Annotated in this window: 20 protein-coding genes, 1 pseudogene and 1 riboswitch; of the genes and pseudogenes, 12 read left to right on the forward strand and 9 right to left on the reverse strand. The window is 65.0% G+C overall.

Translation table 11 applies throughout. The features are described from left to right. Window positions 1–192 precede the first annotated feature (192 nt). Window positions 193–909: an N-acetylmuramoyl-L-alanine amidase gene (locus A5663_RS05260; RefSeq protein ID WP_231976690.1), complete on the reverse strand. Its 717-nt coding sequence runs from the start codon at window positions 907–909 to the stop codon at window positions 193–195. Between the two features lie 172 nt (window positions 910–1,081). Here A5663_RS05260 and A5663_RS05265 point away from each other — a divergent pair, with 172 nt between their 5' ends. From A5663_RS05265 to A5663_RS05285, 6 genes are all read left to right on the forward strand, one after another. Further along, a complete protein-coding gene (locus A5663_RS05265; RefSeq protein ID WP_068144839.1) occupies window positions 1,082–2,422 on the forward strand; it encodes a serine/threonine-protein kinase in 1,341 nt (446 codons plus the stop codon). Window positions 2,423–2,535: 113 nt separating this feature from the next. After that, the gene (locus tag A5663_RS22925) at window positions 2,536–2,679 is read left to right on the forward strand and encodes a hypothetical protein (protein WP_156744356.1); all 144 of its coding nucleotides are present in this window, start codon (window positions 2,536–2,538) and stop codon (window positions 2,677–2,679) included. Between the two features lie 200 nt (window positions 2,680–2,879). Beyond that, window positions 2,880–5,033: an McrB family protein gene (locus A5663_RS05270; RefSeq protein WP_068144843.1), complete on the forward strand. Its 2,154-nt coding sequence runs from the start codon at window positions 2,880–2,882 to the stop codon at window positions 5,031–5,033. A 17-nt stretch (window positions 5,034–5,050) separates the two neighbouring features. Continuing rightward, window positions 5,051–7,318 carry a DUF2357 domain-containing protein gene (locus A5663_RS05275; protein ID WP_197503303.1) on the forward strand — a complete coding sequence of 756 codons (2,268 nt, stop codon included), beginning with the start codon at window positions 5,051–5,053 and terminating at the stop codon, window positions 7,316–7,318. 379 nt (window positions 7,319–7,697) lie between these two features. After that, on the forward strand, window positions 7,698–8,396 hold the full coding sequence (locus A5663_RS05280; RefSeq protein WP_068144849.1) for a DsbA family protein: 699 nt from the start codon (window positions 7,698–7,700) through the stop codon (window positions 8,394–8,396). Between the two features lie 83 nt (window positions 8,397–8,479). Then, window positions 8,480–9,631 (forward strand): serine hydrolase, encoded by a 1,152-nt coding sequence (locus A5663_RS05285; protein WP_068144852.1) that lies wholly within the window; start codon window positions 8,480–8,482, stop codon window positions 9,629–9,631. Between the two features lie 9 nt (window positions 9,632–9,640). On the opposite strand, the gene A5663_RS05290 is transcribed toward A5663_RS05285, so the two are convergent. Beyond that, the gene (locus A5663_RS05290) at window positions 9,641–10,957 is read right to left on the reverse strand and encodes a plasmid pRiA4b ORF-3 family protein (protein ID WP_231976691.1); all 1,317 of its coding nucleotides are present in this window, start codon (window positions 10,955–10,957) and stop codon (window positions 9,641–9,643) included. A 92-nt stretch (window positions 10,958–11,049) separates the two neighbouring features. After that, window positions 11,050–11,163, forward strand: a riboswitch (SAM riboswitch). 121 nt (window positions 11,164–11,284) lie between these two features. Between A5663_RS05290 and A5663_RS05295 the strand changes: the two genes are divergently transcribed. From A5663_RS05295 to A5663_RS05310, 4 genes are all read left to right on the forward strand, one after another. Next, on the forward strand, window positions 11,285–11,911 hold the full coding sequence (locus tag A5663_RS05295) for a hypothetical protein (RefSeq protein ID WP_156744357.1): 627 nt from the start codon (window positions 11,285–11,287) through the stop codon (window positions 11,909–11,911). Between the two features lie 502 nt (window positions 11,912–12,413). Next, window positions 12,414–12,542 carry a hypothetical protein gene (locus tag A5663_RS23720; protein ID WP_255396164.1) on the forward strand — a complete coding sequence of 43 codons (129 nt, stop codon included), beginning with the start codon at window positions 12,414–12,416 and terminating at the stop codon, window positions 12,540–12,542. 74 nt (window positions 12,543–12,616) lie between these two features. Next, on the forward strand, window positions 12,617–12,874 hold the full coding sequence (locus A5663_RS05305) for a type II toxin-antitoxin system Phd/YefM family antitoxin (RefSeq protein ID WP_068144864.1): 258 nt from the start codon (window positions 12,617–12,619) through the stop codon (window positions 12,872–12,874). Next, window positions 12,871–13,281, forward strand: a complete 411-nt coding sequence (locus A5663_RS05310; RefSeq protein WP_156744363.1) for a type II toxin-antitoxin system VapC family toxin — start codon at window positions 12,871–12,873, stop codon at window positions 13,279–13,281. The genes A5663_RS05305 and A5663_RS05310 overlap by 4 nt, the downstream gene beginning before the upstream one ends. Window positions 13,282–13,313: 32 nt before the next feature. On the opposite strand, the gene A5663_RS05315 is transcribed toward A5663_RS05310, so the two are convergent. The 3 genes and pseudogenes from A5663_RS05315 to A5663_RS05325 form a co-directional block, all read right to left on the reverse strand. Further along, the gene (locus tag A5663_RS05315) at window positions 13,314–14,924 is read right to left on the reverse strand and encodes a peptide chain release factor 3 (RefSeq protein WP_068144867.1); all 1,611 of its coding nucleotides are present in this window, start codon (window positions 14,922–14,924) and stop codon (window positions 13,314–13,316) included. 77 nt (window positions 14,925–15,001) lie between these two features. Next, window positions 15,002–15,184, reverse strand: a pseudogene (locus A5663_RS22485) (hypothetical protein); the annotation flags it as partial. A 67-nt stretch (window positions 15,185–15,251) separates the two neighbouring features. Next, complete coding sequence (locus A5663_RS05325; protein WP_068144871.1) at window positions 15,252–16,538, reverse strand: alpha/beta hydrolase; 1,287 nt, start codon at window positions 16,536–16,538, stop codon at window positions 15,252–15,254. A 240-nt stretch (window positions 16,539–16,778) separates the two neighbouring features. Between A5663_RS05325 and A5663_RS05330 the strand changes: the two genes are divergently transcribed. Next, on the forward strand, window positions 16,779–18,533 hold the full coding sequence (locus A5663_RS05330; RefSeq protein ID WP_068144874.1) for a DUF4407 domain-containing protein: 1,755 nt from the start codon (window positions 16,779–16,781) through the stop codon (window positions 18,531–18,533). 47 nt (window positions 18,534–18,580) lie between these two features. Here A5663_RS05330 and A5663_RS05335 read toward each other — a convergent pair whose 3' ends face one another. Continuing rightward, window positions 18,581–20,026, reverse strand: coding sequence for an ADP-ribosylglycohydrolase family protein (locus tag A5663_RS05335; RefSeq protein ID WP_068144877.1), 1,446 nt, complete (start codon window positions 20,024–20,026; stop codon window positions 18,581–18,583). 74 nt (window positions 20,027–20,100) lie between these two features. Between A5663_RS05335 and A5663_RS05340 the strand changes: the two genes are divergently transcribed. Beyond that, the gene (locus A5663_RS05340; RefSeq protein WP_068144881.1) at window positions 20,101–20,784 is read left to right on the forward strand and encodes an NUDIX domain-containing protein; all 684 of its coding nucleotides are present in this window, start codon (window positions 20,101–20,103) and stop codon (window positions 20,782–20,784) included. Window positions 20,785–20,848: 64 nt separating this feature from the next. Here A5663_RS05340 and A5663_RS05345 read toward each other — a convergent pair whose 3' ends face one another. The 3 genes from A5663_RS05345 to A5663_RS05355 form a co-directional block, all read right to left on the reverse strand. After that, window positions 20,849–21,388, reverse strand: coding sequence for a Uma2 family endonuclease (locus A5663_RS05345; protein WP_231976692.1), 540 nt, complete (start codon window positions 21,386–21,388; stop codon window positions 20,849–20,851). A 232-nt stretch (window positions 21,389–21,620) separates the two neighbouring features. After that, on the reverse strand, window positions 21,621–23,537 hold the full coding sequence (gene asnB, locus A5663_RS05350) for an asparagine synthase (glutamine-hydrolyzing) (RefSeq protein WP_068144887.1): 1,917 nt from the start codon (window positions 23,535–23,537) through the stop codon (window positions 21,621–21,623). 27 nt (window positions 23,538–23,564) lie between these two features. After that, window positions 23,565–24,581, reverse strand: coding sequence for a TIGR03617 family F420-dependent LLM class oxidoreductase (locus A5663_RS05355; protein WP_068144890.1), 1,017 nt, complete (start codon window positions 24,579–24,581; stop codon window positions 23,565–23,567). Between the last annotated feature and the right edge of the window lie 116 nt (window positions 24,582–24,697).

The following is a 24,697-nucleotide window of genomic DNA, read 5'->3' on the forward strand; positions in this document are numbered from 1 at the left end:
GCCGCGTCGGCCAAGGACGGCGACGCACCGGTCAGCGAGGCGCCGACGCTACCAGGCCGGCCAACGTCCGGTCGGCGGTGGGGTCGTGCTCGGCGGTGCGGCGGGTTGTGGTGGGGGAGGAGTGCCGCATTGCACGAGGAGCGCGGCTACTGCTGCGATGGCTGCGAGCCTGGCGGTGTGGCCTCGCATGAGTTACCGGAGGCCGGATTCGATGTCGGCGACGGCGGCCGATGCCTCGGGTCCGCAGATGGTGTGGAGGTCGACGGATCCGTTGGCCAGAAGAGCGTTGACGCGGTTCTTGAGATCGCCCGAGGCGACGTGCGAATAGAGGTTGGTGCCGGGGCATGAGGTGTCGGGACTGGCGTCGCGGTGGCCGGCCAACGTGCCGGTCGGGATGTCGAATCGCTGTGCGGCCCAAGCGAATGCGAGTGCAGCGCCGTTGAGCTGATCCTCACTGATCTGTTCTTCGTCGAAGTTGCCTTCGCAGACGACGAGGAAGTGGCCGGTGGGGTCGTAGTTGGTGGCGGTGTCGCCGACGAGCTCGGGCTTGCGCAGCTCATAGATGTTGCCGTTGCGGTCGACGCTGAGGTGGTAGGCGATGTCGATCCAGCCGTGGGTGTCCTGGTGGTAGTGCTGGTGCTGGCGCAGTCGAGCCGGCGCGTTGGCGTTGTCGCCGAGGGTGACCGCGGTGTGGTGGATCGTCATGCGGACAGGGGTCTGCGGGGTGCCGCCAGGGCGGGGCGGCTGGGCGCCCCAGGCGTCACGGCACAGCACGACGTTGGAGGCGGGTGCCTGTTGGGGACGCGCGTTCGCGGTTCCGTTCGGGTACGCGCCAGCGGTGACGGCGGCCAGGCCGACGAGCTGCAAAAGGCGGCGACGGGTGAGCGCGAGGTGATCGTCAGCCGCCATGCGGTCACCATACGGAGCAGCGGCAGGTCGTGTGGCGTTTGGAAGCCGATACCGGTCACGGGCTCGCGGTGGCGCTCGAAGCCAGCCCTGCGGCGGATGGTCCTTTGAGGCCGTGCGAAAGTTTCGCCATGGCGGATAGTGGCGATACCGGCATCATGTCGGGTGTGAGGCCATGGCGTTAGCTGAAGGCGACGTTTTCGCCGGGTACACGGTGGTGCGTCCGCTCGGTGCGGGTGGCATGGGTGAGGTTTACCTCGTCCAGCATCCGCGGCTGCCGCGCTACGACGCGCTCAAGATCCTGCCGGCTGATTTCACGGTCGACGGGGAGTACCGCGAGCGCTTCAACCGTGAGGCCGACATGGTGGCCCGGTTGTGGCATCCGAACATCGTGGGCCTGCACGACCGCGGCGAGTTCGACGGTCAGCTGTGGATCACGATGGACTATGTCGAGGGCACCGACGCAGGCGCGTTGCTGCGTGATTACGGAGGCGCCGGGCTGCCGCCCGAGGATGTGGTGCGGATCGTCTCGGGTGTGGCCGATGCGCTGGACTACGCACACCAGCGGGAGCTGCTGCATCGCGATGTCAAGCCGTCGAACATCCTGCTGGCACAAAGCGATCAGAAGTTCAGCCGAGCATTGTTGGCGGACTTCGGAATTGCGCGCTGGGTGCAGGACTCGGCGGGTCTGACGGCCACCGATATGACGGTCGGAACGGTGGCGTACGCGGCACCCGAGCAGTTGATGGGAGAGTCGCTGAGCGGCCGAGCGGATCAGTATGCGTTGGCGGCGACGGCTTTTCACTTGATCACCGGCCAACAGTTGTTCCAGCACGACAATCCCGCGGTCGTGATCAGTAACCACCTCACGGCGCGGCCGCCGGCCATCGGTGAGCGCATTCCGGAGCTGTCGGGGTTGGGGCCGGCCTTCGATCGGGCGTTGGCCAAGTCGCCGGAGGACCGCTACGAAACATGTAGCGAGTTCGCCGAGGCGATGGCCGAGGGGTTGGCAGCGGCGGCGCAGGAGTTGGGCGCTGCCGATTCGACGATGCCTGCCCTGGCGGCGAAGAAGGCGAGCAAGCCCGCAAAAGCGGACTCGGAATCGCGGCGGCCACGGCGCGCCTGGTTGGCGGCCGGAGTTGGTGTAGTGCTGATCGGGGTGGCGATTGCGGTTGGCTTGGGTGTGGCGCGGTGGAACGAGCCGACGGAGGATTCCGGGTCGAAGCCGGTGGTGCCGGTCGTCCTCATTGGCGCCGACTGCGCGACGCTGGGAGCGGCGGGGCAGACGACGAGCGGACAGCAGGCGTACTGCTCGCGGTTGCCGACGACCGGCGACGAGGTGTGGTCGATCTACCAGGGCGCGGTGCCGAATCCGACGGCATCGCCGGGCCCGTCCGACGAGGTATACCCCGCGGGCATCGAACAGCAGGTGCGGGTCTGCGTGAGCCAGACGGGGCAGAGCCGGGCGAAATGCCGTGAGGATGTCCGGGAGGGCAATCTCGAGGGGCCGGCTTAGGGGGCGTCGGGTACTCCGGCGCGGGCTGTGGCAACGCGAGAACCGTGCCGCTGGATCGTCCCTAGTGCGGCGAAATCGGTGAAGTGGTGGGGGCTTCCCCCACGATCTATAGGGTGGGGCGGCAGGCGGCGCTGCTGCGGGCGAATCTCATCGGTGAGGGCGGGCGAGGGTCACCCACGGTGGTGCAGGCGTCATTCGCAGCGGCGATCACCGACTTCGTGCGGATGCGGGTGGGTCAGCGCCGGGCATCGAGTTGAAGGCCGAGGTGGTAGGGAGCGGTGCTAGCGGCGGCATTGGTTGTTGCCGTGCAGAAACTGTGGCCGGGGTGGGTGTGTGGGTGATCTTGGTCGGATCGTCGACGGAAGCGTTGAGTTGGTACGGTCGGAGCCCACCGGACTGAGTTAGCAATAGTGGCTGGATGGCGCCCCCCGCTGGTCCGTCCAATTAACCTGGGACTGTGCTGGCAATCCCGACCCTCAAGCTCAGTTACGGCAACCTGCTGCTCGCCCGCCTTCGCGCGTTTGGCACGGCCGGCATCGAGGATCTCCTCGGTGACGATCCAGAGCAAAGTTTCAAGTCGGACGGCCCGCACCAGAACCCGGCGAGGCGAGCGAGTGATTGTCTCCGCTTTGCGCGGATGCTCGATCTGGTTGTGGAGGACCAGCGCTGGTGGAAGCTCACCGACTCGGGAACCGCCTACGCCGAAGAAGTTGATCCAAGCAATCCCTGGATCGTCAACGACGTTCAGGCAGGCGTCCTTCGGGACCGGCTGTCAACTGGTAACGCCCCGCTGGCTGAAGACGTCCGCGCTGCCGTTCGGGTGGTTCGTGACCTACCCTCCGGCTGGTCCAATAGCGACCTCGGGCGTGCGCTCGCGGAGCATGATGAAACCGACCAGTGGCAAGCGGATCGAACCTTTGAATCGCAGGGTGCTCGCTACCGAGAACTTCTCATAGAGAGTGGGCTCATCGATAGAAGCGGTGAGCTGACCAAAGAAGGGGCTACCTTCCTCGGAGGACAGGGCTCCGTCTGGTGGGTGAATCAAGGTGCCACTTACACAAAGGAGCGCGACGGCGGGTTCCTCTGGGCACCAATGCTGAACAAGGCAGGCCGCCCGCAATACCACTGGGACACCATGGATGAGGTTCGTGACGGTGACGTAGTCCTGCACTACAGCAACGGTTCGTTGCGGGCCGCAAGCCGTGTAACCGCAGCGGCGAGGCCAGCGCCGAATCCGCTCGACGACCAGTCCTGGGAAGACGCGGGCCGGCTCGTCGAGGCGCAGTATCAGGAGCTCAATGAGCCGATCGCACTTGCCGCAATCGACGAGGGCGCCCGAATCAAGCAAGGTTCGCCGTTCACAGTCTCTGGATCCGTTCAGCAGGTCTACCTTGTGCGCCTTCACGAAGACTTCGTGTACGAACTGGCACAGAGTTTTCCCGAACTCGCGGCGCATTTACCTTCGGTCGAAGTTGCTTCGCGACCGCCCATTACATCGCCGGAGACGCCGACACCCGCCGATCTGTTTCATGACTTCGCCGTCGCGGTGGAAACCTCTGGTCTTCGCTTCCCAGCCGAATCCAACCTCGTTAGATCGTTCGTGAGCAGTTTGCTTGCGAAACCCTTCGCGATCCTGACGGGACTCGCCGGTTCGGGCAAGACTCAGCTCGCGATGAGACTCGGTGAATGGTTCGGCACGGATAACCATGGACGCCATCGCCACGTCGTCGTACCCGTTCGGCCTGACTGGACGGGACCGGAATCTATCTTTGGGTACGAGGATGCGCTGCGTACGTCCGCTTCTGGGGCGCCGGTGTGGTTCGTGCCCGAAGCGTTCGAGTTTGTTCTTCGCGCCGCGAGCGAGCCGGAGCACCCGTACCTGCTGATTCTGGACGAGATGAACTTGGCCCACGTCGAACGGTACTTTTCTGATTTTCTGTCCGGGATCGAGTCACGACGTCCGGTCTTACCTGATCTCGTTTTCGATGAACCATCCCGTCAGTGGATCCTGCGCGACGTCGAGGCGCAACGGCTGCCGTTGCCACGAAACCTTTTCGTTGTTGGCACAGTCAACGTAGACGAGACGACCTACATGTTCTCGCCGAAGGTTCTCGACAGGGCCTTCACTTTTGAGTTTCGGGTGAGCTCTGATGAGCTCGACGCCGAGCTTCGACGGCCTACTGCAGCGGCGGCTGGCGAGGATCATCGAGTCCGCGCTTTCGCGTCATTGGCCGAGAAAGACGATTGGCACCGCGTGCATCCTCATCCGGCGCGCGACCAGATTGTTTCGACCCTTCGAGAGGCGCACGCGATCCTCGCAGGCGCCAATCAAGAGTTCGGGCACCGAACGCTGTACGAGATCTTGCGGTTCTCCGCATTCTTCGCAGCAACTGGAGACACCGATAGTGATACCGCAATCGACCTCGCGATGATGCAGAAGATCCTGCCGAAGGTGCACGGGTCGCGACGGCGAGTCGAGCCGGTTCTGACTGCGCTAGATGCTCTGGCTCAGGGCACCGGTCCGGCTCCGCGGCTGCCTGTGACGCACCACAAGATCGCCCGCATGATCGACTCAATTCGCGCCAATCAGTTCGTCAGTTTCGCTGAGTAGCTATGCCTGCGGACTCGATGAAGTTGAAGCTTCGAGATAACGAAGGCGACGTCGTTGGCGACCTGCTGGTCGCCAATCTCCCGGGTCGGCAGGACACGACGTTGTCGGCGCGCGGTGAGCTGTCGTTGCGGGAAGCAGCGGTTTACCGCTACGAAGTACTTACGGACGCAACGAGTGTCGATATTGAGCCGCGCGAGTTATTCGATCCTGACGATGCAAGCCTTAAGCAAGGGCGACTACTCCCTGGTCAAGCCGTAGGGCGTGTCCGTATCCAAGTCGTCGATCGCTCAACGGGGCTGACAGGCACGACCGATGTCGACGTCGAGGCCGTCAAACTGGATCACGAGACTGAATATCGTCAGATGCTGACGGACATCTCTTCGTTCGCTTCTGAGGCAGTGCTGCAAGGTTTCGCGCCCAGCATGCTGGATCTTGCGCCGAGCGAATTGCCCGCAGAACTGCTTTACCTCCGCTTCGCGATGATCGCGGCGTACTTAAAGGACCCAGCATTCGAGGCCGCGATTGCGTGTGTCACCTCGCAGCCACACCGCATATGGGTGTCTGAGCGCGAGATCCGCCCTATTGGATCACCGTTTCCATCCGGGGCCGCTTTTCGTCGTGCAGTTTGCGCGCCCGGTCAGCGGATTCCGTGGCCGGGTCATTCCGCCGTACTCCCGTCTCTGCCTGCTGTTTTAACCCGTGATCGCGCCGAAGCGAGTGTCGACAACTCCGCAAATCAGTTTGTCAAGTTCGCTTTGACACGTTGGCGAGCCATCTCGCTGGAACTGATCGACGTGCTATCTCAATATTCGCTGGTCGAGTCCGGACCGCTGCGTCGCGGTCAGCAGATCGCTGCCGATGTTGGTGCCCAACTCGACGAATATTTAGCGCACCCACTATTCAAAGAGGTCAGCTCACTACGGAGAATGCCAACGTCGGACCAGGTACTACTTAAGCGCGCGGGTTACCGCGAACTCTTCCGCACGTTCGCGATGACTGAGTCGAGTCCGACAGTTCGCATTGACCGCGAGGGAATGACTGACGTTTTCGCAGCTTCGCAACGCAACGTCGCAACGCTCTATGAGTTTTGGTGCTTTCTCGCGCTAGTGAATTCGCTAGGGCGAGTGTGCGGGGAGGATCAGACGGTTCGTGCCTTCACTCTGACCGGCGACGGGTTATCCATGACTCTGCGGTCAGGCCACGCGTCGAGGTTGTGGTGGTCGGTCAGACGAGGGGATCGGCCGCTCCGTGTCGAGGTCTACTTCAATCGAACGTTCGCCGGCGCAGACGATCGGCGTGGCTCGTGGAGTCAAGCGATGCGCCCTGACTGCTCGGTGCGGATTCGACCAGAAGGCAGCACGCCTTCGCTTGTGTCCCCGCAAGAGCTCGAGGTTTGGCTGCACTTCGACGCCAAGTACCGCGTCGACAATCTCCTCTCACAGCTGACCTCTGAACCTGATTCGGGTGAGTCGTTCGAGGAATCGACGACCTCTGGCGGTGCTAAGCGCGACGACTTACTCAAGATGCACGCGTACCGCGACGCGATTTCGCGAACGGCGGGAGCATACGTGCTGTATCCGGGATCAGAGATCAAAGACATTCGGCGACATCCCGGCTTCAAGGAAGTGTTGCCTGGCCTCGGCGCCTTCCCTCTCAGGCCGAGCAGCGACGGGCTCCCGTCGTCATCGCAAGCCCTCGACCATTTCCTTAGCGATGTGCTCACACATGTCGCCAGCCAAGTTACGCGTGATGAGCGGCATCGCTTCTGGACAGCGACCGTACATCGGCCTGGCGGGTCCGCCCTCACATCGCCACTGACCACCGACTTCTTGGATGAACCTCCCGCTGATACGGACGTGCTCCTCGGTTTCGTTCGAAGTGATGACCACCGTCGATGGATAGAACGAGTCCGTAAGTACAACATTCGTGCTGGAGACCGGACCGGCGCTGTCGAAATTGGTGGACGAGAGCTCGGCGCCAAGTTGCTTCTCTTGTACGAGAACAGAATTGGTTCCTTCCAGGTGTTGCGCGCCGCGCGATTACTGCGCTGGCAGCCAGCAACCGCGTCCGACCTGGTCGCGACCGGGTATCCCAACCCGCGCGGTGATATTTACTTCGTCGCCGACCTCGAGTTCGTCCGACCCCTGCCCGCGTGGGTGCACTCGATCGACCTAGAGGTCCTCACTGCGAACGTCCGTCTTGGGGTGCCGCATGTCGTCACGTGGTGGGACGTCATCCGTTCAGCATCAAACCTCCCGGCGATGGGTGGCTCCGACGCGAAGTGATGCGTATGCCGCATGTCGGGAGGCTTGAGTTCCGACCAATCGCGTCGGGCCGCCGGTCGGGAGGTCACGCCATTCACCGGCTGCGCTTGATTGCACGCTGTACAGGCGACAGATACGTATTCATCAGCCCGCGGCGGAGCGGTCGCGCCCGGACGTAGTCATGGAATCTCGATAACTGTGTCGTTGAAGACCGCTCGTGTCGTCGAATACCGCGCGCTTTCGGGCACTGGCCTGGAAATCCACCACCGCTGCCGCCGTGAACACAACGACGCTTGCCCCGAAACTTGGTCAGCGACGGCCATCGACTTGGGAACGCTTAGCTGGCAGGATTCCGCGGGAACCGGTGACCCCGCCGGCACAACAACCTGAGGTCCACGATATGACCGATCGCCCTGTCGCCGTTGACTTTCACTTCGACGTCATGTGTCCCTTCGCGTATCAGACGTCACGATGGATTCGTGAAGTGCGCGATCAGACCGGCCTCGAGGTGAACTGGCGCTTCTTCAGCCTTGAGGAGATCAACCGTCAGGAGGGCAAGAAGCACCCGTGGGAGCGGGAGTGGTCGTACGGCTGGTCGATGATGCGCATCGGCGCGCTCCTGCGCCGGAAGTCGATGGCCGACGTCGACGCGTGGTACGAACGGGCCGCGCGGGCACTGCACGTTGAAGGCCACAAGCCGCACGAAAAGGCCGTTGCCCGAGCTCTTTTGGAGGAACTTGGCTTCGATGCCGGGCTTGTCGACCAAGCCATCGACGACCCGACCACCAACGACGAGGTGATGGCCGACCACCAGCGCGTCGTCGACGCCGGCGGCTACGGCGTGCCGACCCTGTTCTTCCCCGATGGGCAGTGCCTGTTCGGGCCGGTACTCATCGATCCACCCGTCGGTGAAGCGGCGCTGCGGCTCTGGGACGCCGTCGTTGCCTGGACCGAGTTCCCACATCTCTACGAGTTGCAGCGGCCGAAGACGACCGCCGACCAGCAGGCGATCACCGAGACCCTCCGCCCGTACCTGGAGGCCAGGGACTGGGTGTCGATCAACCGCGGCGAGGTCATCACGTTCGACGAGCCGCGTTGATGCGGCGCAAGATGCGACACCACCGGCACAGCTCCCGTCGCATGCGATGATGGCTCGCGTCCCCAAAAGCAAAGGAGCTTCACATGGGGTTCGAGCGAATTGACGACCTGCTGAACGGCGTGACCTCCGACGGATCCCTGCACGGCATCGCTGCCACAGTCGTCGGCCGCGACGGCGTCCTCTACGAGCACGCATCCGGAGATGCCAAGCCGGACACCATGTTCCGCAACGCCTCCATGACCAAGGCCGTCGCGACCACCGCCGCGCTGCAGCTCGTCGAGCAGGGTCGCGTCAATCTCGACGCGCCCGTCGCATCGATCGTGCCCGAATTCGGCGACCTCCAGGTGCTCGACGGCTTCCAGAGCGGCGAGCCCGTCCTGCGCGCGCCCAAGACGCAAGCGACCGTCCGCCAGCTCATGACCCACACCGCCGGATGCGGCTATCACTTCCTCAACGAGAAGCTCTTCACGTACTGCACCGAGTACGGGTTTCCCGACGTGCTTCAGGGGATCAAGCGAGCCATCAGCGCGCCGCTCGTCCACGATCCCGGCACGGTCTGGGAGTACGGCGTCAGCACCGACTGGGTCGGCCAAGTCGTCGAGGCCGTGAGCGGTCAGACGCTGGGCGACTACCTCGCCGAGCATGTCTACGGTCCCCTCGGCATGACCGACTCCACGTTTTCCCCGACCGACGTGCAGCGCACCCGGTTGCTGCCGGTCATGTCCCGAGCGTCGGACGGCAGCCTGGGGCCGAGCGTCATCGACCTCACAGCCGAGCCGGAGTGGGACTCCGCCGGCCACGGGTCCTACGGGACGATCGCCGACTACGGCCGCTTCGTGCGCGCCTGGCTCAACGGCGGTGAACTCGACGGCGCGCGCATCCTCAAAGAAGAGACGGTGGAGCTCGCGTTGCAAGATCACCTCGACGGGGCGCCGCTACCGAAGAAGCTGGAGCCGACCGTCCCAGAGCTGGCCAAGCCGGTCGAGTCGCTCGATGTGCCCCAAGGGTGGGGCCTCGGGTTCCACCTCTATCTGATCGACCTGCCGGGCATGCGCAGTGCCGGCTCGGGCGACTGGTCTGGGCTCTTCAACAGCTTCTACTGGATCGACCGTGCGGCGGGGATCGGCGCCGTCATCGCGACGCAGCTGCTGCCGTTCTTCGACGACACGATGGTCAAGACGATCCTCGGCTTCGAAGCGGCGGTCTACGCGGAGCTCCGCGCGGCGGGTTCCTAGGCGCCCTGCTCAGTTGCGGCGTCGCAACGCGGCCCGCGCAAGCGCGGATGCCGCCGGACTGATCCGGTGACGTTGTGCCCAAACCCTGGGCCGGTCGGAAACATTGATGAGCGCAATATATGCGGGCAATCTGTAAAGCTCGTAGCCCTTCACAACTTCACCGTCACTGTGGCGCCAGCCGAGTTCCATTAGTACAGCGGCGATTTCGTCGACCGGCAAGTTGCCCTCGGCACTGCCTCCCGTGTAAGCGAGCAGTAACAAGCTCGCCTGGTCTTCAAAGGTGTGTTCGTCGACCCGCACCAACCGGCGAGCCAGGTGGTCCCACAGCGCCGTCGGGTCACGTTGCGCCGCAACACCCGCGCGGGTCAACAGCAGAACTCCCTTGTGCTTGCGAAGCAATCCCAGCGACTGCAGCGAATGCCGGAAATCCAGCAGTGGAGGACAATGCACCTCGCGGTCGCTGCGGCCCGGCCAATCACCCATCGCTGGAACGACTTCCGTCGCCACTGTCACATCGGCCGGCTTCAGATAGCCAGCCGACGTCAACGAAATCCCGCCGTCAGTCGCTCGGTCGAGGAACCATTGATACGGCCGCAGCGACGTCGTCAGCTCAACTTCGTCGACCGTCGTCGGCTCGGAGGCCAGCCGCGCCATCCGCTCGACCACACTCGGGCCCGCCGGCGTCGGCTCCAGCCGACGCACCAGATCGGCCAGACGCGCGTCGAGGCCGGCCTCGCGAATGACGAAGTAGGTGCCGCGCAGCGCAGCGTTGACCTCGTCGGGCTCGAACCGGGCAGGGTCGTCGAGCACCTGGGCAAGCTGCTCGGCGTCGAGCAACCCTCCGCAGTCCTCCGGCGGTGCAGCACGGCCGCCATCGACCAGGACGGCGGTCGGCGAATCGTCGAGTGCTGTCATCACCTGCTCGAGTTGTAGCGTCAGCTCCCAGTTGTCGCCGTAGTCGTAGACGTAATGCAGACTGTCCCCGGGATTCTGCAGTGTCTGGTCCAGGCGCACCTGCGAGGCCTCCGGACCAGGATCGTCACCGAATTCCGGGTTTTCTGCGTCGTACGGACACAGGAACACTTGGCTGTTGCGATCGAAAGGGCTGCCGCCCAACGAAAATCGGTGTAGGTGACGGTCGTCCCAGCTGAAGGCTACCTGCAGAGCCTGATGCAGCACGTCCAACGTCATGTCGGAACGCAGATCGAGCCGACGCCAGATGGGCGGCCGAGCATCGTCGAGCTCGACACGGACGCGGCAGATCACCAGCTCGGCTCGCTGTGGCCGACGCAGTTCGGGTCGCGAGGACGAGCGTGTACCGAACACGTGGTCACGGTAACTCACACGCGACGGCAGGGTGTCAGGCCGTTACCGCGAACGCCGCCGAGTGTCGGTGAGGCGTGTTACTTTGAAAACGGCGTCATGAGTTGCCGTCGCCAAGCTCCGACTTGACGGCACGCCAACCCCACGCTCGTGGGTGGCTCGGATGACGACGCGGCCGCGCGCTGACCGGTGCCCGGCAAGAGCGCCTCTGCAAGCAGGGGCCCGATTTATCGGAGTGTCGCATGGTAAAAGGGCGGATGAGCCACTAAGGACGATAACCACACCGAAAGTCGTTGCTCTGCATGACGACCACGAGTGAGAGGCGTTTTCATGAGTGAGTTCGCTTCAGAGGCCCAGTGGCGATCTTTCAAGACCTTCGTCGCCGCGTATGTCGCGGGGATGCTGCATCGCCGCGACGTCCTCACTATCTCTCGGAAATCTGCCGCAGCTCCTCCGCTCGTCGAGCTCCGGTGCGATGCGGCAGGTCGGCTTTGGTTCAGTATCGGTGTGCATTCGTGGAGTGAGGAAGAAGGCGCCGCCGTCGAAGTCCCGCGGAATGAACCGAATGAGGTTGCCGCACATACAGTTGTTGCGCTCCGTGAATATGCGAAACTCGACGACCCAAGCGAACTACGTCTCAGTGGCAACGGCCCCGCCAGTGCCGTGGCAGTCCTGGCCAAAGGCGGGTTCATGAGCGGCGATGGCGGTGACCCCGTCAGGGAAGCGGTTCTACGCGCGAGGATGTCGGCCGACATTGATGTCGAGGGTGACGCCATCGACGCGGCAGCGCGAGAGGTCGGTGACCGTGCCTTCGCCGCGACAAGAAGCGGCTCAATTGCCTCGATCGTTGCCGCACGCGAGTTGGCGCGTCTTCGAAGCTGGGTCGACCCGTTCAGTCCTACGCCGACGACGGGATATCTGGTCGGCGGCGGTTCGCTAAAGGAGCGCGAGGAGTGAACAGGGGACTTCTCGACAGTCGCACACGGTATAGATAGTTGGCAACGACGATTCGCCGTGTCGGGACCGTCAGCCATCGATAGTCGCAGTCGCGTCACCTGATCCGCCATCAACGACCCGACCTTTAACGTCCCGGCTGTCCCGTTGGAAGCCCTCCAGCCGCCGGGGTGGAGAACAATACAGCATGACTCCGTCGCTGCGGGTCGGGACTCCCGCCGAAAACTGCTGGGCCCCGATCTCTGGCCCGTCCCGGATACGGGTGGAATGAGCGAAATCGACCACGCGACACGAGGTGCAGGCCGTCGACGCTCTCGATCGTGCGGCGCTGGCCGCTGCCGGGGTCGAAAGTCTTGAGAGTATGGTCGCGCACGCCGCAAACGCTGCGCCAGTGATGCCGCACGAAAACGATTGGCCGCCAAGGCTTCCACAGGCCGAGCTGCCGTGGGCCGAGCGTCAGCAGGCTGTCGCCGGCTATGTGTGTTGGCTGGTGGATGGTTGTGGCGTGACTCGCGCAGCGGCAGCCCGGGTGCTGAATTCGTCGGGTCAACGCACGCCCGACGGCCGGGCGTGGCAGTCGAGAAACGTGACGGCGTTGCTCGACGGTTGTTACGACCGCGAAGCGGCCGCATGACCACCGTGGGTTATCTGTGGGCGGCTCCATTCGGTCGGCGTATCGATGTGCTACGTAAGTGCTACGCTCGTAGCATGTCTACGGTGGCTTCCCGCGAACTGCGGAACGATACGGCCGGCGTGCTTCGTCGGGTCCAAGCAGGCGAGGAGGTGACGATCACGGTGAATGGACGAGCCGTAGCGGTGATCGCCGCTATCGAGCCGCGGCGTCGGCGGTGGGTGTCGAAGGCGGAATTGGTCAAGCGGCTTCAGACCAGCCAGGCGGACCCCGGTTTGCGTGATGACCTCGCGGAACTCGCCGGTGAAACCACCGATGACCTCGACGAGTTGTGACGACTGATCGGCCCGCGTCCGGCATCCTCGACACCTCGGTCTTCATCGCCAACGAGAACGGGCGCCCACTGGAGACGTCGCTGATTCCGGAGGAGCTAGCCACGACCGTGGTGACCCTCGGCGAACTGAACGCAGGTGTGCTCGCGGCGCGGACCTCCGAGATTCGGGCACGTCGCCTTCGTACGTTGGATGCAGTCGCAGATATGACCGCGTTACCGGTCGACGAAGAGGCGGCTCGACTTTGGGCGCTGTTACGCGTCCACCTGGCCGAGGTCGGGCGACGGGTCCGAGTCAATGACCTGTGGATCGCTGCAATCGCCGCCGCCAAGCACCTGCCGGTAGTCACGCAGAATGGGGACTTCGATGTCCTAGAGGGTGTTGCGGGCCTGACGATAGTCCATGTCTGACACCAACTCTGAGCATCGGCGGCTTCGTATTCCTACGCGGCCACCAGAGACCCGAGCTTTACGTCGGGATTGTCCCGTTGAAAGCCCTCCAGCCGCCATGGCGTGGAGAACAGGACGAGCATGACCCCGTCGCTGCGGGTCAGCACCTCCGCCGAAACCTGCCTGTCCATGAACTCGGCGTCGGCGGGGTCGACGATCCGAGCGACCTGATACGGCAGCGACTCCAACGCGATCGGCGTGCTGAACTCGGCGGCCATCCGGTGCACGGCCACCTCGAACTGCATCGGACCGACCGCCGCGAGCACCGGCGCCTGGTCACCGCGGCGGTCTGAGCGCAGCACCTGCACGACGCCCTCCTGCTCGAGCTGCTCGATCCCGCGGCGAAACTGCTTGTGCTTACTGGGATCGGTGCCGCGCGCCACCGCGAAATGCTCGGGGGAGAAGCTCGGTATCGGCGGAAACTGCACCGGCGCATCGCGATACAGCGTGTCACCCGGGCGTAGCGCAGCAGCGTTCGCCAACCCGATCACATCACCGGGCCAGGCGGTATCCAGCGTGGCGCGCTGCTGGCCGAACACCGACTGCGCGTACTTGGTGACGAACGGCTTACCGGTAACGGCATGCGTGAGGACCTCCCCGCGCTCGAACGTGCCCGACACCACCCGCGCATAGGCGATACGATCGCGGTGCGCCGAATCCATACCGGCCTGCACCTTGAAAACGAAAGCGCTGAACGGTGATTCGACGGCGCGCCGACCCCCGTCGACGTCACAGGCTCCGCTCGGTGGAGGCGCCAGTTCGACCAGCACATCGAGGAGCTGATTCACACCGAAGTTCAACGCCGCCGACGTGAACAGCACCGGTGAGGCCTCGCCGCTGAGGAACCTCTCACGGTCGTAGTCGCTGCCATCCGCGGACAGCAGTTCGCTCTCCTCGACGGCGGTGTCCCAGTCGTCGCCGGCAACGTCGTGCGCATCGGCCGCCGCGATGTGCTCTTCGGGCGCCGCGGTGGCACCACCCGCGGTGCGGGTGAAGCGGATGAAGTTTCCCGCCCGCCGGTCGAGCACCCCTTTGAAGTCCCCGGCGATGCCGACCGGCCACGTCAACGGCATGGGGCGCAACCCAATTCGTTCCTGGATCTCGTCCATCAGTTCCAGGGCGTGGCGTCCCGGGCGGTCCCACTTGTTGACGACCGTGATGATCGGGATCTTGCGGTGCTTGCACACCTGGAACAGCTTCAACGTCTGTGGCTCAAGGCCTTTGGCGGCGTCGATGAGCATCACCGCGGAGTCGACGGCCGTCAGTACCCGGTAGGTGTCTTCGGAGAAGTCGGCGTGACCGGGCGTGTCGAGCAGGTTGATGACGCACGAGCGGTAGGGGAACTGCAGCACCGTCGACGTGATCGAGATGCCCCTGGCCTTCTCCATCTCCATCCAGTCCGACACCGTCGCACGCCGGCCCGCTTTACCGTGCACCGCGCCCGCCTCGGTGATGACCCGCGCGTGCAACGCCAGCGCCTCGGTCAGCGTGGACTTGCCGGCGTCGGGGTGGCTGATGACGGCGAACGTCCTGCGGCGGTCCGCCTCAGCGGAGATGCGGCCGGGATCGGCGCTCGGCGTAGCTGTCAGGGCGGTGTCGGTCATGGCGTCAGCGATGGTATTGGCTCTGTCGCGAAAACCCGTAATCGGAGGCTTTGATGCGAGCGGGCCGAATGCCCACGTCAGCCTTGATCGGCGATAAGACCTTCCAGAAGCTCGACGATGTGCTGTTGACCTGCGGCCGCTGCGTCGAGTTTTCCGCGCAGCTCGGAGCGCAAGTCATTCAGTTCACTGCGCAAATCGTTCATGTCGTCGCGCAAGGCGTTGAAGCTGGAGACAGTGGCCCGACGAAAGTCGCGGAGTTCACGGGCTTCGAGGCTGTCAGGCTCCATGATCGCGAGCCTACCGTCGGCTTAGACCTGTGGTCTGCCGCTACGACGTCGCGCTGATTTGCCTCGCCTGCTGCCGGTTGGCGTAGACCTCGGCGAGAAACTGCTCGACCGCGACCGCCGCGTGTGCGGCGCGCGCTGAGCCCAGCATGTCGAAAGCGTGCTGCGCGAACGGTAATTCGGCGTACACGACCGGCTGGGTGCTGACGTCGCGCAGTTTCGCGACGAAGGCGCGCGCCTGCTCGACGGGGACCAGCGAGTCGTTGGTCCCGTGCAAGACGAAGAACGGGGGAGCGTCGACGGCGACGTGGTTCACGGGCGACGCGTCGACATACGCCTGCATGTTCGTCGACTGCGGTTGCTTGATGACCATCTCCTCGAGCAACTCGGGCATCGATGGATGCATCGCGTCGTCGAAGCGGGTGAAGTCGTAGACGCCGTAGAACGGGACCGCGGCCTGCACCCGGGTGTCGGCGTCCTCGAAGCCCGGCTGGTAGCGCGGATCGTTGGGCGTCAGCGCAGCCAGCGACGACAGATGGCCGCCGGCCGAGCCGCCAGTGATGACGATGAAGTCGGGGTCGCCGCCGTATCCGGCGATGTGCTCCTTCACCCAGGCCAGCGCGCGCTTGACGTCGACGATGTGGTCGGGCCACGTATTGCGCGGGCTGTGCCGGTAATTGGCCGCCACGCAGATCCAGCCGAGCTCGGCGAGGTGGCTCATCAACGGATGTGCCTGTCCGCGTTTGTTTCCGGTGACCCACGCGCCGCCGGGAATCTGGAAGAGCACCGGCGCTTTCCCGTTCCGGTCGAGATCGGGACGACGCCAGATGTCGAGCTGGTTGGCACTGCTAAATTCGCCGTAGCTGATGTTGCCGTCGTGGGCGTAGTCGCGGTAGATCCGCAGCATCCGCAGCGCGCCCGGGCTCTTGGCGGTGCCGGCACCCTCGGGCCGCCGCCACAGGCCTTTGGAGTCTGTGCGGCGATCGGCGCCCAGGCCGCTGTCCAACGCTTCGGTCAGCGGGGTGTCCGCCCGATGACCCGCGCGGCTGAAGTTCAGCAGGCCAACCGCCGAAAGGCCGGCCACGACCCAGGCGATGATGCGCACCGGGCGGGTCAAGCGACGAGCGGTCAAGGCCAGCGCTCCGAGCTGGCTGGCGAGCGTCTGCAGCGGGAATTCGCTCACCACGAGACCGAACCCAAACGAGAAGATCGACGGGTAGCCCTTGCGTGCCAGCGGTCGGTAGCCGTTGAGCGTCGACGCGGCGGTCACTGCCGCGACCGTCAACGCACCGATCTGCCGCGCGATGTGGACGACTCGATCCTTCTGCATTTGGCCCACGATACGAGGGCGGTCGTCCCGGGTGTCAGTGTCTGCAGGCGGTTGTGCGTACGCTGCCGGGCCGTCGGCGGTTCGTGTAGAAGGCGCCCGCCAGCTAGCCTGTAGAGGATTCAAGGCATTCGCATCGGGGTGATGGTGCGATCCGCGGGGGAGTTTCGCCTGGTCAGATCACCGACAGGGTTGTCGGTCAGCGTCCTCTTACGCACAGCCCGGAACGTGTTTGGAGTTTCGATGTCCGCCCACAAAGTTTCTGCGCACGATCATGCCGCGTCGCCGGTGACGGCGGCGCTCGTCTGGCTCGGTGGTGGCGAGCGGCGCGGATTCGGCGTCCGCCATGAGCGGTCCACCCTGCTCAGCGCCGGAGTCGTCGTGCTGCTCGCGGCGATCCTGGCCTGGCTCGTTTCGGCCCTGGCGCTGATCGAGGCGACCGCCTGGCCGGTGGCCGCCGTCGTCGCAGTGACGTCTGTTTTCGGGCTGCTGGTGGGCGCGGTGAGCCGCGCGATCGCCACGGGAACTGTGGGCGGCGCCGGAATAGCGGGACGTGCTGGGATCGCAATCTGCCTCGGGGCCGTGGTCGGCGAACTCGCCGCCGTCGTCGTGTTCTCGGGATCGATCGACCGGCTGCTCGACGAGCAAGCGGCGCGCACCTCCTCCCCGGCCGTAGCGCAAACCGCCGCCGACCTGGACCGCAGCCGGGCCGCCCGCGCGGGGCTCGACGAGGCAGTGGAGCAAGCCGTGCAACGTCGTCAGGACGCATTGGTGGTGGCCCGCTGCGAATTCAACCCCCGTCCCGACTGCCCGCAGACCTCAATCACCGGCGTGCCCGGCGCCGGACCGGAGAACCGGACCGCGAACGACTTCCTTGGCGACGCCCAGTCGGCGCTCGACGCCGCGCTGGCCGACCGAGACCGGCGCGCGCCCGTGCTCGACGCCGAGATCACCGACCGCGAGCAGGCGCTGGCACAGGCCCGGCAGGCGGCGATCGCCGATGCCGATCGGGGACTGGGTGCCCGGTGGGTCGCCATGAACGACCACACGCTGGCCCATCCAGGTGCGTTGGCCCTGCGGCTGCTCGTCGACGCGTTCTTCGTCCTGCTGAGCTTGCTGCCGCTGATCCTCAAGCTGTGGCGGGGCGAGACGTCCCAGGACCGCGGCGCGGCCGCCGACGTCGAGCGGGATCGAGCCGAACTGAATGCCGACACGGCGATCGCGGTGAAGCGCGCCGAAGTGCGGGCGGCCATCGACAACATGTGGGCCGAGCAGCAGCTGGCCAGCGCTCGCATGGCCGTCGAGGCTCAGCTCCAGATCGACCGCGAGCAGCAGCGCCGTCGCGTGATCGAGGCGATCGAGCCGCCGACACCCACCCGGTCCGAGCGCATACGCGAGCCCGACGACGTATATCTGCCGATCGCTGCCGAAGCAGAAGCGGCGAGCTTCCGCGTCGCCGAACTGCCCACTGCCGAGCCGCCCGCCATTGCGGAGACCGTTGACGCTGAGGCAACCGAGAACTTGCCGGCGCGGGTCGATGACGACCGCTCCGTGGAGCGATCCGAAAACGCCGGACGCCCGCTGATCCCGAGCATCCCCGATGTCACCCGGACCGCCGCGCGCTGGATTCGGCCGCTGGTCCCGCCGATCATCGTGAACGCGATCGACACCAGCACCAAGCCGCTGCGGGGTGCACGGCAGGTCTTCGAGGAGACCGAAGAGATCCACTTCTCGATGCGACGCACTCGCAAGGTGAGTACTGCCATGGAAGAGGTTGCGGGAGAGTCGGTTACGGAAACGAGCGATGGGTCGGGCCCGCGGCGGGCGTCGGCCGTCAGACCCGACGACCGCGGACACGGCTACCGCCGGCTCGACGCCGGTGCCGAGCCGGTGTCACCGGCGATGACCAGAGGCGACGACCGGGCCGAACTGGCCGGTGGTGGAACGCGCGAGCTGAGCGGGAATCGCGGTCCTCGAGAACTGCCGCCCGGGCGTTAGCCTCGATTGCGGCCGACTTGGCGCCGCCGGCTGAACTTGCCGCCGGCTTAGTCGCCGCTCTCTGGTCTTATGCGCCGAAGTGCTTCTCGAAAGGCATCGTTCGGATACGCGCCGGGCAGCACCGCCCGGACATCGCGCAGCGCCTCGTCGACGCTCACGTTGCGCAACCGCGCTCCGTACAGCGCTCCGATGGCCGGAGTTCGGCTGTAAGCGGCGACGCAGTGCACGAGCACGGTCCGGCCCTCACGTCGGAACTGTTCGATCAGCCGCACCGTGTCCAGCAGAACATATTCCAGATGTGGATTCTCGTCGTGTCCCGTGCGGTCAATCAGCCGGACCTCAACGTGCGGGATGCCGCAGATCATGTCCTCATCGGCCAGCCGGCACAGTGAGACGACGGCGCCCACCTCTTCGGGCAGCTTCCGCAGCACCCCAATGCCGCCGAGCAGGACGCCATCGTCGTAGGGATGACGCGCGAAGGTGTCGATCGGCGACCCGGGGTAGGAGAAGTCGAATTCGTCGGGCTTGCCCTTGCGCTCGATCGCCGTCGTCAGATTCACCAAGCCATGCGCGTCGATTCCCGGCCAGCCGTGCAACAGTCGGCGCCAGCCGCCGGGAACGGCTGACGCGCCGTACGCCGCGCCGAGCAGGCCGCCCGCGATCGCCGCGACGGTGTCCGTGTCGTATACGGCGCGGACCGCGGAGTCGAGCGCCAGTCGCAGATGGTCGGCCTTGAAGTCACCATTGGCCGGATCATCCTGCGGCACTGGCGTCGTCGCGATCGCCGACCACGCCGCCTGCATGGCGGTCACCACCCATCCGTTGTTCGGGAACGAGGCGGGCGGTGCCGCTTCGGCGTCGTCGAGACGCTTGGCCCATGTCGTGAGGCGGTGGGGTTCGAGGTGACGTAACCCGGTTCGCACGTCGAGCTCGCCGGTGCGTACGGCGTGGCGAATTGCGCTGCACCACAATACGCAGGCGTCGCCGGCGTCCGGATCGAAGTGCGTGAGCTCGCTGATCGCGCGGGCGGCTTCGACCATCGCGTGCTCGTCGTCGAGATACGCGAGTGCGACTGGCGCAGTGCGCATCAATGCGCCGTTACCTCCGGTACGGCCTCCGTGCTCATGCAGCTTGGCTGATTCGGCGCGGGCACTCGCCGCGGTGATCACGCCACCTCGCGAAGCGGCCGCCAGCACGGACCGTGTCTGAATGCCAACGTCTTTCGCGTTGCGTGACCAGTCGTACCAACGCTGCACGATCGCGTCTTGCGCGGCCACGTCGCGGAGATCCTCACCCCTGGCGGCGACCTCCGCGATCGCGATGGCCATCGACGTGTCGTCGGTCCACTCACCCGGTTCCCATCCGCTACCGCCGACCATCGCCACTTCGAGGTCCGGTCCGCGAGGAGGCGCGAACTCATATGGTGCGCCGAGCGCGTCGCCGGCGGCAGTCGCCAGCAGCACGCCCTCTACCCGATCGTTGTACGAAGCCATGGTTACCCCCTTCTGGATCTATTTTGCGCATATATGCGCTAATTGTCAACACCAGGTACGCTGTGGGCCCAGACATGAGCGAGCGACGGTACAGAGACAGCAGCGGGCGAACCCTCGAGGAGTACCCGCGGCCGTCGGTTGCCGTCGACACTGCCGTGCTCACGCTCGATGTGGATCTCGGACTTGTGGTGCTCGAAGTGCGACGGCCACAACACGAGTCCGGCTGGGCGTTACCGGGCACGTTCCTGCACGAAGGGGAGACGCTCGCCGATGCGGTGGATCGGTCGCTACGGATCAAGGCCAACGTGCGAGGGCTGCGACCGCGCCAACTGCACGTCTTCGACGACCCCGAGCGGGACGATCGCGGGTGGGTGTTGTCCGTCGCTCACGTGCAAGTGGTGCGGGAAGAACAGCTGGCCGACCGTTTCGTCGACACGACGCGGCTCGTGCAGGTCGGCGCGCCCGGACGACTGCCTTACGACCACGCCGACATAATCGAGCTTGCGGTCGGCGACGTTCAGGCGCGCTATCTCGAGAAGCCGGACCCCGACGGCCTTCTCCGCGGCGAGTTCACGTTGCGGGAGTTGCGGATTGCACATGAAGCGATCGTCGGGCGTGCGCTGCAGCGCGACACATTCCGTCGGGCCATGGAGCCGCATCTTATCGCGACCGGTTCCACGACGGCCGGCACCAGGGGACGACCGGCTGAGCTGTTCCGCCGAGTGGGGACTGAAACGTCGCGCCGTCGCAGGACTTGACGGGTTCAACTGGCGATCCGATACGGCATAGGAGACGCCAGGCGGATTCGCTGCCAACTCGAGCTCAGGGCTGGGTCAGCGTGTCGATCCGGAAGTTCAGGGCCAGCGGCTCTGCGGTTTGTACCGAGTCTCCGACGAGGGCCGCGACGCGATGATAGGTCCCTTCGCGGAGTACATGCGAAAGGAATCGCTCGTCTGAGTCGGCGTCGAGATCGACGATCCAATAGTGCCCAATACCGGCCTTGGCGTATTCGTATGCCTTCATCACCCGGTCGGTTCGACGCGATCCAGGAGACACAATCTCGACAACAAGTACGACATCGGATGGATCCACTCGTACCGGGTTGCGATCGACGACACTGCGGTTCACCACGACCAAGTCTGGGTCACGCACTGTAGGCGGGAAGCGGGCCTCTACCGTGACCTCAACCTCTTGCAACACAACCAGCGATGCAGGCAGGTTCTCTCGAATCAACTGAGAAAGATTTCGTGACACGACCTGATGAAGCGGACGTGGCCGCGGCGTCATGACGATGCCCCCCTCGACGAGCTCCCAACGGCGCGCCTCGTCCAGCTCAAGCGCGTCCCACTCTTCGAGCGTCACCAGGTCACGTGGGAGTTCGGCCAACCCCGCCATCGAACACCTCCAGACCCTGATAGGAGCAGGTTACGCCTGCTTCGGCTTCGCTCGCGTCGAAGCATCCCAGGAGGCACCGACATGCTGGGACCGATCCTGCTTGCCATTGCCGAAGGGATGGGCCCATGAACTGCTTGGAGACGGCGATGTCACTGCCTAGATTCGCGACTTGCGCTAACCGATGGCCGTCGGCGGCGGCTCACGTCAAGGAGAAAAGCTCCTGCATCACAGCGACACTCGCGGCACGCTGCATACCGCCCTCCACCGCGATACGTTGATCCTCCGGACAATCGAGTAGCTGATCGAGCGCCGCGGAAACCTTCTTCATGTCGAAGATCGGCTGGTCCCTGGCGGCCTGCGACGCGAACGTATCCCGGTAGAAGGTCAGCATCGGGTCGTTCTTGTCGCGGGTCGGCGGCGTCGTGAATGGATGCTTCTGCCGGTCGTACACCTCGGGAATCAAGACGTCCTTCGTCGCTTCCCGGAGCACATGCTTCTCCCGAATGCCCTTCACCTTCATGCTCACCGGGACGCGCGCTGCAGCTTCGGCGACGTGGTGGTCCAGGAACGGCACGCGCCCTTCGATGGAGTGCGCCATCTCCATCCGATCGGCCAGATAGTTCAGGATGAAGTTCGGCAGCACCGTCTTCGCGTTGACGTAGAGCATTTGATTGAGGCGGTCGCGGCCGGCGACACGCTGCCCCAGCGGCAAACGATCCAGTGCGGACAGCAGCGGCTGAAACTCCCGCACTGACGCCGGCAGATCGTCCCGGTACAACGGCGACACGCTGTTCGTCTGCGCCGCACCCACATTCAGCGTCGCCGGCAACCACCCGAGCCTGCGCTGCACAGCCTGCATCTCGGCATTGCTCACCTGCTCCGGCATCATCAACGCCCGAGTTGCCGCATTGGCGCCGAGCATCTCGTCGAGCAGCGCGGCCTTCTGGTCAGCACTCAACGTCGCGTCGTTGTTCAACGCGTCGACCCGGAAGAACGGATAACCGGCGAGCATCTCGTCGGCACCTTCCCCGGTGAACACCACCTTGATGCCCGCGGCGCGCACGGCCCGGCTGAGCAGATATTTCGCGACGCCGTGACCGTTGAACATCTGCGTCTCGGCGTGCCAGATCGCATCCGCGAACGCGTCGGCGATCTCACGACCGGTGATCGGAATCGGATGATACGTAGCGCCAACATGTTTGGCTTGAGCCTCGGCTACGCTGGCTTCGTCGTACAGCGCGTTGTCGAAGGTGAGCGTGAACGCACGGATCGGCCGGTCCATCTCCTGCTGCGCCAGCCCGAGGACGGCACATGAATCTATGCCGCCACTCAGGTACGACGCGACCTCGACGTCGGCGACCAGTCGCTGCCGGACGGAATCTCGCAATGCCTCACGAAACCCGCCGACGATCTCGGCCTCGCTGCGGGTGTCCGCCCGCATCTGCTCGGTAGTCGGAATCTCCCAGTCCCAATACGGATAGATGCGAACATCACCGTCTTTGGCGATCGCATAACAGCCCGGCGGTACCGTGCTGATCCCGGCGAACTCGGTCTTCTCATGAGACCTGCCCATCCCCCCGATCGCGCCCTCGAGATCCCACACCGCCGGCACACCCAGGGCCAGCAGGGCTTTGATCTCCGAGGCGAAGTACACCTCACCATTCACCGCGGCGTAGTAGAGCGGCTTGACCCCGAACCGGTCGCGGATCGCGATCATCTCCCGCTGGCGTTCGTCGGCGATGACCACCGCGAACTCGCCCCTCAGCTGCGACGCCGCCAACACGCCCCGCTCGTGGTACAGGTGTAGCGCGATCTCGCTGTCACTCTCAGTGGTGAAGACGTAGCCGCTCGCCCGCAGCCGCTCCCGGATCTCGCGGTAGCCGTAGAACTCGCCGTTGACCACCATGTGCACCGCCCCGTCCGGGCTGGTCATCGGCTGACTGCCGTTCCTCAAACCGATGATCGACAGCCGCGTGTGCCCGAGTGTCCACCGGCCGTCGCGCGACGTCCAGATACCGGTCCCGTCCGGTCCGCGATGCTCCAAGAGCTTGAGCGCAGCATCACATCGATCAGCCGAGATGCCCTGACGCGTCACCGCAGCGAATATTCCGCACATGCCTGGACCTCCGACATCCCTCTTACGTCACGAGCTGGAAATACGTTGCGCCACCGTGCCATAGCGCTCGAAGCGATCAGCATCCGCCAGCGCGTTGTACAGCACGATCCGCGTCGCCACACCGCCGTACTTCGACGTCAACGCGTCCGCCAGCCCGTCCCACGTCGACTCCGTCGCGAACGTCGCAATGTGCTCGTCGCTGATGCAAGCCGCCATACCCGCAAAGTCGCCGGCCTTCTGCTTCTCGCGGATCCGCGCCGTCGTCCCCTCGAACCCCGCCTCATCCCAGATGAATGCGTAGTTCGGTGTGCTGCCATAGAAACTCATGCTCGCCCGCACCAGCTCCCGCTCGCGGTGCCGTTCCTCGTCGGTGTCACCGACGATCGTCATCACCGGCACGATCACCGCGACATCGTCCGGCGTCCTACCCGACTTCGCCGCGCCCTCGGCCACATTCGGCACCACGTGCCGCGCGATATAGCCCGGCTCGCCCAGCGGGTGAACATGGACCCCGTCGGCCACCTCGCCCGCCATCCGCAGCATCCACGGATTCACCGCCGCAACATCGACTTTCGGATCCGGTGCGTCGATCGGGCCGGCGCTCCACTGGGGCGTGATGAAGTCCAGGCTGTAGAAGTCACCGTGGTGGTCGAGCCTGCCGGTCCGAAACGCGTGGAAGCACGCCTTCACCGCGCGCACGTAATCACGCAGCCGCGGACCCGGACGCTCGAACTCCACCCCGTACCGCCGCACCACATGTGTCCGCACCTGCGTGCCCAGGCCCAACCGGAACCGACCGCCCGTCGCCTCCTGCAGCTCCCACGCCGTCGCCGCCGTGACGAACGGGCTCCGCGGGAATGCCACCGCCACTCCCGTCGACAACTCCAGCCCGGGCGCCGCCTGCGCCGCCACCGCGGCGTTCAGATAGGCGGTGCGACCGGTCTCGGTGAACAGCAAACCCGAGAAGCCGGCCGCCTGCGTTCGCGCAGCCAGATCGCCGATCTCCCGCAACGGCTGCGGAGTCGTCATCGCGTCGACGTGCACGGTCAAACAGTACGCCCGGCGCCTGGCACGTCGTACGAGCATTGGGCAGCCTGCACTAACCACCCACGGCGACGCGAACTTTCACAACATCCACCGCTCCCGCAGCACCTATGGTT

Origin of the sequence: Mycobacterium sp. E740, assembly GCF_001672895.1 — a bacterium.
Classification (GTDB): Bacteria; Actinomycetota; Actinomycetes; order Mycobacteriales; family Mycobacteriaceae; genus Mycobacterium.